Origin of the sequence: Nakamurella aerolata (genome assembly GCF_013002705.1) — a bacterium.
GTDB classification, from domain to species: domain Bacteria; phylum Actinomycetota; class Actinomycetes; order Mycobacteriales; family Nakamurellaceae; genus Nakamurella; species Nakamurella aerolata.
The window spans coordinates 226,992-242,389 of sequence record NZ_JABEND010000008.1 but is presented as its reverse complement, the minus strand read 5'-3'; the positions used below and the strand labels follow the sequence as shown (position 1 = coordinate 242,389).

The window sequence follows — 15,398 nt, the reverse complement described above, 5'->3', positions numbered from 1 at the left end:
GTACTCGTCCAGATGATCCAAGACCATCCGCACCGCACGCTCACGCTGCTGCTTCGGATATTGCTTCGGCATGACACCGATCCTCTCGCAAAGGACCGGCCCCAAAGCCGTGACGCTTCATACCACCGGACCGGCAACCACGGCATCGGTAGCGGCCACCGCGACACCACCCGCCGGCGCCGCGACCAACGGCACGGCACCAGCCCCCACCAGAACCCCAGCCACCCACACCGCAGGCATCCAAACCCCAGTAACCGAAGCTGCAACCCAAGCCGCCACCACCGAGACCACCGAAACCAGCACGGAAAGCAGCGCCAACGCCGCCACCCCGGCGGTGCCGGAGCAGGTGGTGAACGTCGCCGGCCAGCAGGGCGCTTTCAGCCGGGTCGGCGCGCTGCTCAGCGGCCTGCCGAAGGCGCGGCGGGTGCTGATCGCCGGAGTCAACGACGGGCTGGTGCTCGGCGCGCTGGGCGCCGCCCGCACCGCAGGGCGCACCGACCAGGTGTTCCTGGCAGGGCTCGGCGCCGACCAGCGGTCGCGGTGTGAGATCGCCACCGATCCGCAGTGGATCGGCGACGGCGCGTTCTTCCCCGATCGCTACGGTCAGCTGGTGCTGCCGTACCTCATCGACGCGATGAACGGCGCTCGCATCCCACGAGAGCTGTACCCGCGCAGCGTCTTTCTGTCCGCCGGCACCATCGCCGGCCACTACGACGTCAGCGAGTGCACCCGCTGATGCTCACCCGCTCACTCACCCAGAGCCGCGGGCTGGGCCCGCTCGGCGCGGCCTTCCTGGTCGGCCTGCTGGCGATCGGCGTTGCGGTATTCGCCAGCGCCAGCCCCTACTTCCTCACCGCCAGCAACCTGGCCGATCTAGGCAGCACCGCGGCCGTGACGACGATGGTCGCTGCGCCCGCGGTTTTCCTGATCGTGGCGGGGCAGATGGACCTGTCTGTCGGTGCCACCGCGGGATTCTGCGGCGTGGTGCTGGCCTCGCTGACCCCCGATCTCGGGCTGGCCGGCGCGCTCGCGGTGACCGCCGCTCTCGGGCTGGGTGTCGGCCTGCTGAATGGGTCGCTGGTGACGCTGCTCGGCATCCACAGCTTCGCGGTCACCATCGGCAGCCTGGCGCTGCTGCGCGGGCTGGCCTATCTGCTGCCCAGCGGGCTGCCGGTGATCATGCCGGGATTCACCACGCTGGGCACCGCTCGGCCGCTGGGGATCCCGCTGCCGATTCTGCTCGCCGTTGTGGTCTGGGTGGCGGCGCTGCTGGTGCTGCGCTGCACCCCGTGCGGTCGCGACGGCGTTCGGATCGGGGCGCTGCCGGCCGGCCACCGGTTCGGCAGCAGCCGGGCAAAACTGCTGGTGCTTGCGGGTTTTGCGGCCTCGGGGCTGGGCGCGGCGTTGACCGGCACCATCCTCACCTCACAGTTCGGCACCGGCATCCCGAACGCCGCGAACGGTCTCGAACTCACCGTGCTGGCGGTGGTGCTGCTGGGCGGTGGGGCACTGGACGGCGGTCGCGGGTCGGTGCTCGGTGCGCTGCTCGCGGTACTGACCGTCAGCGTCCTGGCCAACGGGCTGTCGCTGTTGAACGTCAGCCCGTACTGGACACAGGTGGCGTCCGGGGCGCTGGTGCTGCTGGCGCTGGTGCTGGACCGTTGGCGGACCCAGCGCCGCCGGCGGGCAGCCCGGGCCGCACAGTCAGCCCAGTCAGCACAGCCGGCCGGGGCAGGCCAACCGGCAGCGACGGGCCAGGCAGCACAGGCGGATCAGCCGGGCAGTCGGGCGGGCATCACCAGGTAGCGATAGTCCTCGTCCACCTGGTAGCCGGCGTCCTTGCCGCCGTCATCGGAGGCACCGGATCCGGCTCCGTCCTTGCCTGGGTCCTTGGCTGGGTCTTTGCGCAGCGGCAGCAACAGCGCGGGCCGGCTCGGCGTGGTGAACGCCAGCCGCACCTTGTCGGTGCGCAGCACCGCGAGACCCTCGAGCAGGTAGCCGGGGTTGAAGGCGATCAGCAGCTCGGCGCCGTCGGCGTCAACCGGAAGATCCTCCTCGGCGCGGCCCTCGTCGTCGCCGCCGGCGGTCAGGGTGAGCGCCGAGTCGGCGACCTGCAGCCGCAGGTGATGGCCGCGGTCGGTGACCAGCGAGACGCGTTTGATGGCGTCAGTCAGCTCGCCGACCGGCACGTCGACGGTGGTGGTGGTCTCGTTCGGCAGCAGCGACCGGTACTTGACGAACTCCAGGTCCATCAGCCGCACCGTGGTGCGCCGGCCGGCCGACTCAAGGCCGAGCAGGCCGTCGCCCAGCGCGAGCGTCACGTCTTTCGCGGCGCCCAGCGACTTGGCGGCGTCCGACAGGGTGCGCGCCGGCACCAACACGGCGGTGGACACGTCGGCGCTGGCCGGGGTCCACGGCAGCGTGCGCAGGCCGAGCCGGAACCGGTCAGTGGCCGCCAGGGTGAGGTTCTCGCCCTCGATCTCGACGCGGATGCCGGTCGTCATCGGCAGGGCGTCGTCGCGGCCGGCGGCGACAACGGTCTGGGCGACCGCCTCGGCCAAAGTGGCGGCATCGACCGTGCCGGACGCCTCCGGCATGTCCGGCAGGCTCGGGTACTCCTCGACCGGCATGGTCGGCAGGGTGAACCTGGCGCTGCCGCCCTTGATGGTGACCTTCGAGCCGTCCACCGCCACGTCCACCGGTTTGCCGGCCGGCAGCGAGCGGGTGATCTCGGACAGCAACCGCCCGGACACCAGCAGCCGGCCGCCGCTCTCGGCGTCCACCGAAATCTGCGCCCTGGTGGACACCTCGTAGTCGAAGCCGGCGATCACCAGCTGATCGGGGTTGTCCGGTGAAACCTCGAGCAGGATGCCGCCGAGTACCGGCACCGGAGGCCGCACCGGCAGGGACTTCGCCACCCAGGCGACGGCGTCGGCAAGGTCTTCCCGAGCCACCCTGAACTTCATCTGCACTGGCCTCCTGGACACGAGCACCCGGCAAATGCCAAGGCGCGCAACAGTTCTCGCTGTACAACACACGTGTGGTTGCGGATCGTGAGCCGATCCGCGGACAGCGGGAGCGACCGCGCAACAAACCCGGAAGGTGGGGATCGCGGCGTGTCGATACCGGCGCTGCAACCGCCCGGACGGTAGTGCGGCTGTTGTCCGGGACGTTCACCGTACGGCCTCGCCGGGGTGTCCGTCACGCCGGGGTCACGGGAATTCTGGCCGGACCGGCCCGACCTCGCGCCGCGGTTATGCGCGTCCAACGGGCCGGTCTCGGCCGGACGTCGGCGAGCCGGGCCGGCGCTGGTGTGTTGTTCTTCCCCACGGACTGGTTCTCAGTGCCCTTCTTGGGAGAGAAAACCAGCGGTAGTAGTAGCCGGTGTGGACGGTGGGGATGACACCGTATCGGTGCAGGCGGCCGCGCGCGGCGCGGCTCGGACAGGGCGTTGACAACCGTCGCCGCCGCCGTGTCGGAGCTATGTAATTCAGTGGATCGGCGCAGCGGCGGCAGCGGGAACCACCGGTTGTCCACCGTTATCCCCAGGGTTGTCCACAGTTTGTGCATGGGGGTGGTGACGCCCGCCACGCGCTCGCTGCGCCCGGATTCTCCCGATTTCAAGCGCCCCGCGGTCGGGGACGGAAACGACGAACGTGCCGCCGATATCACTCGTTCGGGGTGACTGTCGGTGCCGGGTTCTACGGTCGTCGGCATGAAACGGGACGGGCACAGCGGTGCAGCTGTGACGGTGCAGCGGTGGCGGCGCAGCGGTGGTGTGCCGAGCGGCGGCCGCGCTGGATCGGCGCCGGGGGCAGGTGCGGCGGCACGGCCGACGGGACCTCGTTGCTGCCCATCCCGGCAGGCGAGCGCGGACGGAGGTGAGGCGATGGCACGGCTGAGACGGCACGGCTGAGACGGCACAGCTGACTGCGTGAAGCGTTACGGCGTGGTGAACCGCGTGCTGTGAAGAGCGGAGTGAACCGCGTGCGGTGAGCAGCGATGGAAACAGCGGCGGAACGAGCGGCGCAAGGTGCGCAGCGCAGGGGTCAGCTGCTGCGGCGCTTGCGGTCGCGGATCCGCGCGGTGAGCTCCTGCACCTGGTCGTAGACCTGGCGGCGCTGGTTCATCTCGGCGCGGATCTTCTTGTCGGCGTGCATCACCGTGGTGTGGTCGCGGCCGCCGAACAGCTGGCCGATCTTGGGGAGGGTCAGTTCGGTCATCTCGCGGCACAGGTACATGGCGATCTGCCGGGCGCCGGCGATGGCCTTGACCTTGGAGGCGCCGCACATCTCGTCCATGGTCAGCTCGAAGTACTCGGCCGTCACCGCCATGATGGTCGGCGCGTCGATGTCGCCGGTGGACGCGTCGCGGATCAGGTCGCGCAGCACGGTCTGGGCAAGGGCCAGCTCGGCCGGCTGCTTGTTCAGCGACGCGAACGCCGTCACCCGGATCAGCGCGCCCTCAAGCTCGCGGATGTTCCGCTCGATGTGGGTCGCGATGAACTCGAGGACGTCGTCGGGGACGTTGTTGTTGTCCTGCACGCACTTCTTGCGCAGGATGGCGATCCGGGTCTCCAGCTCAGGTGGCTGGATGTCGGTGATCAGGCCCCACTCGAAGCGGGTCCGCATCCGGTCCTCAAGGGTCTCCAGCCGTTTCGGCGGGGAGTCGGAGGTCAACACGATCTGCTTGTTGGCGTTGTACAGGGTGTTGAAGGTGTGGAAGAACTCTTCCTGCGTCGACTCCTTGCCCTGGAGGAACTGGATGTCGTCCACCAGCAGCACGTCGACATCTCGGTAGCGGCGCTGGAAGGCGACCTTGCGGTCGTCGCGCAGCGAGTTGATGAAGTCGTTGGTGAACTCTTCGCTGGAGACGTAGCGCACCTTGATGCCAGGGAACAGCCGCTGCGCGTACAGGCCGATGCCGTGCAGCAGGTGGGTCTTGCCCAGCCCGGACTCGCCCCAGATGAACAGCGGGTTGTAGGTGCGCCCCGGTGCCTCCGCGGCGGCGACGGCGGCCGCCTGCGAAAAGCGGTTGGACGCGCCGGTGACGAAGCTTTCGAAGCTGTACTTCTCGTTCAGCCGGCTCTGGCTCAGCTGTTGGGCCGGCAGGTCGCGGCGGCCGGTGTAGGTCGGCCAAATCTCGGTGACGGTGGCGAGCGCCTCCGCCTCTTCGTCGACGGTGTCCTCGCCGTCAGCGCCGTCCGGACCGGCGCCGCGGCCGCCGCGCGCGGCCTGGCCGGCTCCGCCGCTGCCGGGCGGCCCGCCCGTGGTCGCGCCCGCGCCGGTGTTGCCGGTGTTTCCCGACGAGTTGGCGGTGGCCGGGTTGGCACCGGCAGCGTTTCCAGCCGGGTTTCCCGTGGCCGGGTTGGCAGCCGTGGAATCGGAGGACGGCCCGCCGTCCGCCGGGTGATCGCCGGTGCTGCCGTCGACCCCGCCGCGGCCGGATCCGTTTCCGTTGCTGCCGTTTTCACCTGCTGCCGGGACGAACGCCCCGCCGAGGGTGGGACCAGGGGCGCCGTCAAGCCGTTCGGTGGGTGCCGGCGCGCTGTCGTCGGCGCTGTGCTCGGCAGCGGTGGCGGTGGTCGCGGAATCGTTGCCGGGGCCTGCGTCCGGCCGTGGTGAGGCGTCGCCGCCGTTGTTCGCGCTGTGCGGTGCCCCATCGGTGACGGTGACAGCGATGGTGACCGACTTGCCCAGCCGCTCGGACAGGGCACCCATCAGTTGCTGGCGGATGGACCGCTCGAGAGTCTCTTTGGCGTAGTTGTTCGGCACCGACACCAGCGCGGTGTTGCCCAGCAGGCCTACCGGGTGCGCCAACGCCAGACAGGCTCGATGCTGCTGGGTGAGGCCGGTTGCGATCTGGCTGACTGTGTCGGTCCAAACAGTGGTGAGCTCGTCCGCCACGTCGCGCCAATCCTCCTGAAGTTCGCGGTCACTGCCCTGGTGGTCGATCCGGGAGCTGAACCCGCGACGCTACCGCCGTTGCTGGTACGTGTTCCATCTTGCGCGGCGTCGCCGGAGGTGCCTTCAGTTGTCCACAGTAATCATCCACAGCGGTGGACAACTTGCGGACATGGGTGAGCTGCTGGAAGACAGTTCGGCTGGTCGGTAACCGGAACCGATTCGGTCAAACGTCGGGCTGACCGAGCGACGCTAACAACATCCGACGCGTTCCCACAAGGCCGAGCGGGTTGGCAAGCACCGACCCGGGCGTGTCATCCACAAGTTCTGCGGACAGCAAGGCATTTCAGCGTTGCCGGTCGTCCGAACGCCCCCGCGGAACGGCGGCCCGCGGCGGAGGAAATTCACTCAAAGGTGGCGATCGACGCAAGTGATCTTCGCTGGTTGGTACCGAAGGTGACGGTCCGGCACGATCCGTCCAGGGTGGCCGGACAGTCTCAACCACCGATCGGGTCGAACCGGCCACTGGACCTCGCCGAAGCCCTGCACCACCAGCGCTGTCGGCCGCAATGTGTATCGATTATCAATCCATTGGGCCGGAGGCGACCCGGTGCGCCGGGACACCAGATGACTCGCCGGTGCCGGGCGGCAACACTGCTGCGATGACCACCGCGATGCCATGGCCAGAACTGGACGTCATCAACACCCGGCGCTGCCGGCGCGAACCGGTCGTCCCGGCACATGCGGAGGTCATGGTGCCGGTGCTGAGCGCATCAGAACTCTATGTATTCACCGGCGGCACGCCGCCGACCCTTGACCAGCTGAGCGCCCTGGTGGAGGACGGCGAGCAACGCTGGGAGTCGCACTGTGCCGACCAGCGGCCTCAGCGGCGGAGTTGACCGGATCGGAACTTGCCACCGCGGTCATTTGCGTCCCGATCACTCCCCGCCGCAGCAGCCACCTGCCGCCGAGCCGCCGGAAGGCTGCATCGAGCAACAGATTCCGCGGGCACTCTCCGGTGAGTCAACGAAGCGACTTACGCGGGCATGGTCGAGTGAGTCTGTGGATGCGTCAACGCGCGAGTTTGACCCGGTCGGGGCCGGTCCGTAACCTTGAGCGAGTGCCTGACCGGGTTCAGGTCGGCTCATGCTGTCCTGACTCCGCTCGCCTCGCCCGCCAGGGCGCTCGCCGAGCGGCCTGGGCCGCAGCAGAACGACCAGCAGCGGAACAACAGCAGCCGCAGCAGGCAAGTAGCAGAGCACCAGGGCAGCACCAGTAATCGATCAGTGACCGGCCGCACCGGCGGCCGGGGCAGCACCGGCGTGCTGCACCTACCTACGGAGACATCGTGAGCAAGCGCACCTTCCAGCCGAACAACCGTCGCCGGGCCAAGACCCACGGCTTTCGGCTGCGCATGCGCACCCGCGCCGGCCGCGCCATCCTGGCGGCCCGTCGTCGCAAGGGTCGCGCCGCACTGTCGGCCTGAGCCGACCCACCCGGCGCCGCTCGGCCCGCCCGCGTTCCGCCCGCCGGCCCGAGTGAGGTGTGCGATGCTCCCGGTAGCCAGAAAGTTGCGCAGTTCCGCAGACTTCACCGCCGTCGTCCGGACCGGACGCCGGGCCGGAGCCGCGCGCCTGGTCGTGCACCTGCGTCCGCCGGCCACCAGCGATTCCCCCGTCCCGCCCGGCCGTCTGGCCAGGGCGGGATTTGTGGTGTCCAAAGCCGTCGGCAACTCGGTGACCAGGCACCGCATCACCCGGCAGCTCCGGCCGCTGATGTGGCAGCGGCTCACCGCGCTGCCGGACGGCACCGACGTGGTGGTGCGGGTGCTCCCCGCAGCCGCCGGCGCCAGCAGCGCCGAGCTGGCCGCCGACCTGGACAGCACCGTGGCCGCAGCCTCCCGCCCCGGCCGGCGCCGTCCCGCCCGACCCCGTCCTGCCCAGCCCGGTGCCGCCCAGCCCAGCGCCGCGCGGCCCGCACGAAACCGTTCCCAGCAGCACCGTGCTGAGCGGAACCGTGCAGAGCCGAGCCGTGCTGAGTCGAACCGTGCTGGGGGCAGCCGGGACGCCGCCGACGACGGGTCGACGCGATGAGCGCACCGGCCAGGGCCCTCGCCGCGACGGTCCGCTTCTATCAGCGGCACATCTCGCCGGCGCTGCCGGCCACCTGCCGCTACACCCCGACCTGCAGCGCTTACGCCGTGCAGGCACTCACCGAGCACGGTGCGCTGCGCGGCAGCTGGCTGAGCCTGCGCCGACTCGCGCGCTGCGGGCCATGGAGCCGGCGCGAGCACGTCGACCTGGTCCCGGAACCGTCACCGCGCCGCAAGGCGAAACTGGCGGCCGCCGAATCGGACCGGGTTGCCAGCACCAGGGGTCGATCCGCGACACTGATCGCGGCAGCCGCGGCCGGGGAACCGATCGCCGTCGCCCACAGTTCTTCCTCGGGTAGTGACGCGGCCAGCGCCGCGCCGGCCAACCCGCCGGCGGCCGCGCCGTCGCCGGGCCGTCACACCCACCGCCTGCAACCGCACAGGAGCCGACCCGCGTGACCTTCAATTTCTGGAGCCTCGACTACCTCTACTACCCGGTGTCCGGGATCATGTGGGTCTGGCACAAGGTGTTCGGGTCGTTCATGGGGGCGAGCAACCCGTGGGCGTGGGTGCTCTCCATTGTCTTCCTGGTGTGGACGCTGCGACTGCTGCTGTTCAAGCCGTTCATGAAGCAGATGGACAGCCAGCTCAAGATGCAGGCCATCCAGCCGCAGATGAAGAAGCTGCGGGAGAAATACAAGGACGACCGGCAGCGGCTCAGCGAAGAGATGCTGAAGCTGAACCGGGAGGCCGGCGTCAACCCGATCGGCGGCTGTCTCCCCGCGCTGATCCAGGCGCCGGTGTTCATCGGTCTGTTCCACGTGCTGCGCATGTTCCAGCCGGTCTCCAACGGGCAGGGCGGCTGGACCTTCCGCGACAACGTGTACTTCTTCGGCAAGGCCGATGTGGAGAACTTCGGTCTGGCCAAGTTGTTCACCCATGGCCCCGAGGGCAAGGGCGCGCCGCTGTCGGCCACCATGAACATGGACGCCGGGCAGCTCGCGCACATGCTGGGCGACCGGGCCACGGTGATCTGGGTCGGTATTCCGCTGACCATCCTGGCCGGCATCGCCACCCACCTCACCTCACGCCGCTCGGTGAATCGCCAGAAGGAACTGAACCCCGAGGCCGCCAACAGCGGTCAGGCCGCGATCATGAACAAGCTGATGCTGTACGGCTTCCCGGTGTTCGTGGTGATCGGCGGACCGTTCTTCCCGCTGGCCATCCTGTTCTACTGGCTGGCCAACAACTCGTGGACGTTCGGTCAACTGACCGTCGCCCACCGCATGCAGGACAAGCGCAAGGCGACCGAAGAAGCACTCGTCGTCGAACAGAAACAGGCCAGCCGATTCTCCCGGCCGACCCCGGGCGCCAAGCCGTCCGTCGGCACCAAGCCCGCGCCCGGCAGTAAACCCGCCCCCGGGAGCAAACCGGCACCGGGCGGCAAACCCTCGCTGAGCAAGGACGCCACCGCCGGGTCCGGCGCCAATGCCACCGCCGGCTCCGATTCCCAGGACGTCGACGCCGGAGCCACTGCTGCCAGCACCGCGGCCGGATCCGCTGCCAGGACGAAACCCGCCACCGGACAGTCGAAATCGGGCGGGCAGAATCGTCCGCAGCCGGGGGGCAGAAGCGCGGCAGGCGGCCGAAAGAACCCCAACCGCAACAACTCACGCAAGAAGCGCAAACGCTGAGCGCCGGCCGGCGTCCCGAACGTGGAGACGCCCGGCCGCCGCGCCCGCCGCCCGACCGGGCGTAGCGCCACGCGTCCACGACCCCGGGTGCACCGGCACCCGCATCATCACAGGAGACAACCACCGTGAGCCAGACTCCCGCCCACACCGACCTTCCCGGCAGTCCCGACAGCGAATCCGGCACCGGATCAGACAGTGCCAACAGTGCCAACAGCGCCGGCGGAGCCAATGGGGCCGGCGGTGCCGTTGAGGCCGTTGGTTTCGTTGGGAACGCTGCCGCCGGGACCGGTGACGCCGCCGAGCCGGAGGGCAGCGCGCCGGCGCCGGCCGCCGCCGACCAGCTGAACCGCGCGGCCGTGGCCAGCGTCAAGGCGGTGGACACCGACCCCGCCGAAGACACCGACCCCGCGGCAGACACCGATTCGGCGGCAGACACCGATTCGGCGGCAGACACCGATTCGGCCGAAGACAGCAGCGCGGCCGCCGGCAACACCGGTGACAGCGGCGGGTCCGGCGAGCGCACCGACCGCAAGCGCCGCACCCCCGACCACGAGCAGCTGGTTGCCGAGGGCGACGCCGCCGGCGATTATCTCGAGCGGCTGCTCGACATCCTCGACTACGACGGCGATATCGACCTCGACGTCGAGGGTGAGCGGGCCGTGGTGTCGATCATCGGCGCCGACGCCGATGGCGCAGACTCCGACTCCGGCGACATCGCCAGGCTGGTCGGCGACCGCGGCGAGGTGCTGGACGCGTTGCAGGAGCTGACCAGGTTGGCCGCCACCGCCGAGACCGGTCAGCGGTCGCGGCTGATGCTGGACGTCGCCGGGTACCGGGCGCGGCGCCGCGCCGAGCTGGCCGAGTTCGGCACCAGCACCGCCGAGCAGGTCCGGCAGTCCGGTGAGCAGCAGCGGCTGGAGCCGATGAACCCGTTCGAGCGCAAGATCGTGCACGACGCGGTGGCCGCGGTGGACGGTGTCAGCTCGTGGTCAGAGGGTGAGGAGCCGCGCCGCCGGGTGGTGATCGGCGCCGATGCCGCCGACCCTGCCGAAGACGCCGCGGATGCCGGACAGGGCTGAGCCGCCCGCCGGCTCCGATCCCGCCGGCCCTGGTTCCGCCGGCTCGGATCCGGCTGGTCCCGGCCCCGCTGGCACCGATCCCGCTGGGGCCGATTCCGCTGGCACCGACCCTGCTGGGGCCGACCCGGGCGATCCTGGTGCGCCCCAGTCGGATGCGAAAGCCGACGCGGCTGTCGACGCCGAGCCGGCCGCGGCGGCCGAGCTGTTCGGTGATCGCCTCGCCGATGCCCGCAGGTATGTCGCGCTGCTGGCCGACGCCGGGGTGCAGCGCGGGCTGATCGGCCCGCGGGAAGCGTCGCGGCTGTGGAGCCGGCATCTGCTGAACTGCGCGGTGCCGGCGCCGCTGTTGCCGGCCGGCGTGTCGGTGGCCGACGTCGGTTCCGGCGCCGGGCTGCCCGGCATCCCGCTGGCCCTTGCCCGCCCGGACTGCACCTTCTACCTGGTGGAACCGCTGCTGCGGCGCACGGTGTTCCTTGCCGAGGTGGTCGCGGAGCTGAAGCTGAACAACGTGCGGGTGTTGCGCGGCCGCGCCGAGGACGCGGTGACCGGGGTGCTGCAGGCCACCGACGGCGGCGCCGATGTCGCCACCTCGCGGGCGGTGGCGCCGCTGGGCAAGCTGGCTCGCTGGTCGGTGCCACTGCTGCGGGTGGGTGGCACGTTCCTGCCGATGAAGGGCTCCTCCGCCGCCGACGAGCTGCAGCGCGACGCCGCCGAGTTGGTGGCGGCGGGCCTTGGGCCGGCCACGGTGCTTCCGGTCGGCGAGGGAATCGTCGACCCGGTGACGTACCTGGTGCGGGCCGAACTGCTGCGGCGGGCTGAGGCGACGACGAAGCCGCAGGCGAAGGCTACCGGGGCGCGTCGTCGCCGCGGCGGGCGCAAGCGCTGACCAGATCTTGTGCTGACCCGGTTGGGTGCTGATCCGGTCTTGCGCTGATCGGGGTTGGGTGCTGATCTGGTCTTGCGCTGATCGGCTCCCGCGGCGGGCGGCGGACACTGATGGGATTGTCAGCCGATCCTCATCCGACGGTCGTCGGTTGGCGATCCGCGGCCGCCACCATGTGTGGCGCGGCGGGTGCCGACCTCCGATTGCCGCGGCACCGTCGCCGGGTGAATTCTGAACAGTGAGCGATATCGATGACCCTGCAACAGTTTTTCACGCTACTGCTGTGCGCGGTGCTGGCCGGTGCCGGCGCGTGGCTCTTGGCAGCGGCGGTGCGCCGGGTCGCGCTGCGGCGCGGCCCCGAGATCCTGGTGGACGGAGACCGGTTGTGCCGGCGCGCCCTTGTCGGCGCGGTAGCCGCGATCACCACGCTGAGCCTGATGGTGGGCTGGAACAGCGCCGGCGGCTGGCAGCGGATCGGCGTGATCGTGGTGATCGCCGCCGTCACCTATCTGGTGGTACGCAGCCTGAAAGCGTTGGAAATCTTCATCTTTGCCCGGGTCCGGATCGACGGGCCGGACAACAAGCGACGCCGGCGGGTGCGCACCCAAGTGACGTTGCTGCGGCGGATCGTGGCGGCGGCCGTGGTGTTGATCGCGCTCTGCGCCGTGCTCATCACCTTCCCTGCGCTGCGCACCTTCGGCACCTCGGTGCTGGCGTCGGCCGGCCTGGCCGGTGTGGTGGCCGGGCTGGCCGCGCAAACCACCCTCGGCAATGTTTTCGCCGGTCTGCAGCTGGCCTTTTCGGACGCGGTGCGCATCGACGACGTGGTGGTGGTGGAAGGCGAGTGGGGGTGGATCGAGGAAATGACGCTGACCTATGTGGTGGTGCGCACCTGGGACGAGCGCAGGCTGGTGTTGCCGACCAGTTACTTCGTCACCACACCGTTCCGCAACTGGACCCGGAACCACTCGACGGTGATCGGCAGCGTGCAGCTGTACCTGGACTACTGCGCGCCGATGCCGTTGATTCGCGAACGGGCCGAGCAGATTGTGACAAGTTCGCCGCACTGGGACGGCGGCACGTTCGCGGTGCAGGTGGTGGACAGCACCGAAAAGGCCATGGTGGTAAGGATTCTCGCTTCCGCTCCGGACGGGCCGCGGTGTTTCGACCTGCGCTGCGAGGTGCGCGAGGGAGTGCTCAGGTTTCTGCAACACCAGCACCCGCAGGCGCTGCCGACGGTGCGCGTCGCCGGTCAGCAACTGGCCGGGACCGGCACCACCGCCGGCGTCGGGTCGGGAGGTGAAGGGGTGTCGCCGGTGTCGCCGGCGGACCAGGTGATGGCGGCCGTCTGAGCATTCCGGCGCGATGGCTGCTAGCGTCGACGGCACGGTCAAGAGTCTCAGCGCGAAGCCCTGGCTTGCTGAGCGGCAACCCTCTCCCGCGGTGGGGTGCTCCAGGTGAAGACCTGGCCGGGCGGCGACCGCCACCCGAGCAAGCGCGGTCATCGCTCGCCGGTGACCACTCCGGGTATCCCGGAGCAGCCCGGAAGGTGCCTGCACGATGACGGATCAACCTCTCCACGACCAGGCCCGAGACTTGGAACGCGACCTGGAGTGGGACTCGGAACGCGACCTGGCCACCGGCGGCCCGCGGCTGCCGGTTCTCGACCTGCGGCAGCTGGGCGATCCCGCACAGGCGGAACGCTTCACCGACGAGCTGGCCACTGCCACCCGTGATTGGGGATTCTTCTACCTGACCGGGCACGGTATCCCGGATGCTTTGCAGCACAGGCTGATCGAGGTGTCGCGCCAGTTCTTCTCGTTGCCGGACAGCAGCAAACAACAGATTGACAAGCGATACAGTCCGCAGTTCCGTGGCTACTCACGGGTCGGTGAGGAACTCACCCGTGGCCGCCGGGACTGGCGGGAACAGATCGACATCGGGCCGGAGCGGCCGGTGCTCACCGGTGCCGAGTTGCCGGAGTGGACCGTGCTGCAGGGCCCGAACCAATGGCCGGCGCAACCGGCGCAGTTCCGTGCGGTCATCGAGCAGTGGCAGCAGCACACCGAGCGTGTGGCGCGCACCTTGCTGGCGTCGTGGCTGCAGGCTCTCGGCCAGCCGCCCGGTGCATTGGACTCGGCGTTCACCGAACCGGACGTGCTGCTGAAGGTGGTCCGCTATCCCGGCAATCCCGCCCGGCCCGGCCGTCCCGCCGAGCATGGTGCTGCTGCCGATCCCGCCAACGCCGCGGATCCCGCGAGCGGCGCTGCCGAGGCGGTCGACCGCTCGCAAGGTGTTGGCGCACACAAAGATTCCGGTTGGCTGACACTGCTGTTCGTCGAGCCGGGCAAGGGTGGTCTGCAGGTGCGGCACGGCGATGCCTGGGTGGACGCGCCGCCACTGCCGGGGTCGCTGATCGTGAACATCGGTGAGCTGCTGGAGTGGGCGACCGCCGGCTACCTGCGCGCCACCGTGCACCGGGTGGTGTCCGAGCCGGGAACCGGCGACCGGATCAGCGTGCCGTACTTCTTCAATCCCGCCTACGGGGCGGAGATACCGCAGTGGCAGCTGCCGGAGCCGTTGGCGGCGCAGGCTCGCGGCGTCGAGGACGATCCCGACAACCGCATCTACTCCAACTACGGTCTGAACGCGCTGAAGAGCCGGCTGCGCAGCCACCCCGAGGTGACGGCCAAGTACCACGCCGCGCTGGCCGATCGGCTCTCCGCCGGGGTCAGCTGAGGCCGACTCGCCGGCACCGAGAGCAGCCGCAGTAGCCAGCGTCCGCCTGCGGTCGCCCACCGTCGTCCCGGCACGGCCCGTCCACCCGTGGGCGCTCCGTCGACGGTGGCGGTAGCGTTGACCGGCGAAGGGCGCCGCGGCGGCGTCCGGTCCGGTGCGCGAGGGAGCGAGAAGCGATGAATGCCAACACCCGCAAGACTTTTCAGAGCCTGACCAGCGGCAAGGCGCCCCGCGATCTTGAGTGGGACAAGTTCATCTCGCTGTGGGAGGACATCGCCGACAAGGTGGAGAATGAGTCGGGCGACCGGCTTTCGGTGACCATCAACGGGCACCGTGAGGTGTTCCGCCGCCCGCACGACGGCCGGGTCTCGATCGAAGACGTCGAGCGCGCCAGGCACCTGTTGGCCGAACACCCGCAGACCGAGGGTGGCCCCACCCCCGGCGGCACCGACAGCGTGGTCGCCGTGGCCATCGACGAGCGCACGGCCCGAATCTTCACCTTCAACATCGACGCCCAGAACGTGCAGGACACCGAGAAGACCATGCGCAACCCGGAACCTGACGACCGGCACCTGCGCAAGGTGGAGCGGCAGAGCGGCAACGACGAGAAGCACACCATGGTGACCTTCTACGACGAGGCCGCCAAGGAGCTGGTCGACGTGCTGAACGCCAACGGGCAGAACAGCTTTGCCATTCTCGGACACGGCAAGGGCACCTCGAACGCCGGGGAGGGCCTTGCCGAACGGATTCGCGAGAAGCACCCCGCGCTGCGCTCCCGCCTCGCGGGCGTGGCCGATGTCGATCTCTCGGCGGCCAACGACGCGGAGCTGGAGCAGCGGGCCAGGGCCGTGGTGGGTGGCTGAGGCCGAGACGTCGGCTCTCGGCGCTGGTTCTGGGCCGGCTCAGGGCTGGTGCCGGCCGGGGCCGGTGCTGACACCGATCCTCTGACACCGACCCGCTGACACCCACACCGGCGGGCAAGGCGCACCCGGCGCTGGGCAGCCGCGC

The 15,398-nt window shown here is 69.9% G+C and carries 13 protein-coding genes, 1 pseudogene and 1 riboswitch; of the genes and pseudogenes, 12 read left to right on the top strand and 2 right to left on the bottom strand.

Going from position 1 to position 15,398, the window contains the following annotated elements; genetic code table 11:
* The first annotated feature begins 109 nt into the window (after nt 1–109).
* Nucleotides 110–736: a type 1 periplasmic-binding domain-containing protein gene (locus HKD39_RS14475; protein ID WP_171200572.1), complete on the top strand. Its 627-nt coding sequence runs from the start codon at nt 110–112 to the stop codon at nt 734–736.
* The gene (locus HKD39_RS14470; RefSeq protein WP_171200571.1) at nt 736–1,806 is read left to right on the top strand and encodes an ABC transporter permease; all 1,071 of its coding nucleotides are present in this window, start codon (nt 736–738) and stop codon (nt 1,804–1,806) included. The genes HKD39_RS14475 and HKD39_RS14470 overlap by 1 nt, the downstream gene beginning before the upstream one ends.
* Here HKD39_RS14470 and dnaN read toward each other — a convergent pair.
* Together dnaN and dnaA are read right to left on the bottom strand one after the other, a co-directional pair.
* Nucleotides 1,773–2,966, bottom strand: a complete 1,194-nt coding sequence (gene dnaN, locus HKD39_RS14465) for a DNA polymerase III subunit beta (RefSeq protein WP_171200570.1) — start codon at nt 2,964–2,966, stop codon at nt 1,773–1,775. The genes HKD39_RS14470 and dnaN overlap by 34 nt on opposite strands.
* A 1,083-nt stretch (nt 2,967–4,049) precedes the next feature.
* Complete coding sequence (gene dnaA, locus HKD39_RS14460) at nt 4,050–5,906, bottom strand: chromosomal replication initiator protein DnaA (RefSeq protein ID WP_171200569.1); 1,857 nt, start codon at nt 5,904–5,906, stop codon at nt 4,050–4,052.
* A gap of 659 nt (nt 5,907–6,565) precedes the next feature.
* On the opposite strand from dnaA, the gene HKD39_RS14455 reads away from it, so the two are divergent.
* The 10 genes and pseudogenes from HKD39_RS14455 to HKD39_RS14410 all read left to right on the top strand — a co-directional run bounded on the left by HKD39_RS14455 (nt 6,566) and on the right by HKD39_RS14410 (nt 15,253).
* Nucleotides 6,566–6,802, top strand: a complete 237-nt coding sequence (locus tag HKD39_RS14455) for a hypothetical protein (RefSeq protein ID WP_171200568.1) — start codon at nt 6,566–6,568, stop codon at nt 6,800–6,802.
* 449 nt (nt 6,803–7,251) lie between these two features.
* Complete coding sequence (rpmH, locus tag HKD39_RS14450; protein WP_171200567.1) at nt 7,252–7,389, top strand: 50S ribosomal protein L34; 138 nt, start codon at nt 7,252–7,254, stop codon at nt 7,387–7,389.
* Nucleotides 7,390–7,453: 64 nt separating this feature from the next.
* Nucleotides 7,454–7,819: pseudogene (gene rnpA, locus HKD39_RS14445) on the top strand (ribonuclease P protein component); the annotation flags it as partial.
* A 173-nt stretch (nt 7,820–7,992) separates the two neighbouring features.
* Nucleotides 7,993–8,454, top strand: a complete 462-nt coding sequence (gene yidD / locus HKD39_RS14440) for a membrane protein insertion efficiency factor YidD (RefSeq protein ID WP_171200565.1) — start codon at nt 7,993–7,995, stop codon at nt 8,452–8,454.
* Nucleotides 8,451–9,689 (top strand): membrane protein insertase YidC, encoded by a 1,239-nt coding sequence (yidC, locus tag HKD39_RS14435; protein WP_171200564.1) that lies wholly within the window; start codon nt 8,451–8,453, stop codon nt 9,687–9,689. The genes yidD and yidC overlap by 4 nt, the downstream gene beginning before the upstream one ends.
* Before the next feature lie 341 nt (nt 9,690–10,030).
* A complete protein-coding gene (locus HKD39_RS20615; protein ID WP_425488462.1) occupies nt 10,031–10,768 on the top strand; it encodes a Jag family protein in 738 nt (245 codons plus the stop codon).
* The gene (gene rsmG, locus HKD39_RS14425) at nt 10,752–11,654 is read left to right on the top strand and encodes a 16S rRNA (guanine(527)-N(7))-methyltransferase RsmG (RefSeq protein ID WP_212754579.1); all 903 of its coding nucleotides are present in this window, start codon (nt 10,752–10,754) and stop codon (nt 11,652–11,654) included. The genes HKD39_RS20615 and rsmG overlap by 17 nt, the downstream gene beginning before the upstream one ends.
* Before the next feature lie 248 nt (nt 11,655–11,902).
* A complete protein-coding gene (locus HKD39_RS14420) occupies nt 11,903–13,003 on the top strand; it encodes a mechanosensitive ion channel family protein (protein ID WP_171200563.1) in 1,101 nt (366 codons plus the stop codon).
* Nucleotides 13,004–13,039: 36 nt separating this feature from the next.
* Nucleotides 13,040–13,155, top strand: a riboswitch (SAM riboswitch).
* 56 nt (nt 13,156–13,211) lie between these two features.
* A complete protein-coding gene (locus tag HKD39_RS14415) occupies nt 13,212–14,390 on the top strand; it encodes an isopenicillin N synthase family dioxygenase (protein ID WP_171200562.1) in 1,179 nt (392 codons plus the stop codon).
* A 176-nt stretch (nt 14,391–14,566) separates the two neighbouring features.
* Nucleotides 14,567–15,253: a hypothetical protein gene (locus HKD39_RS14410; protein WP_171200561.1), complete on the top strand. Its 687-nt coding sequence runs from the start codon at nt 14,567–14,569 to the stop codon at nt 15,251–15,253.
* The last annotated feature ends 145 nt before the right edge of the window (nt 15,254–15,398 follow it).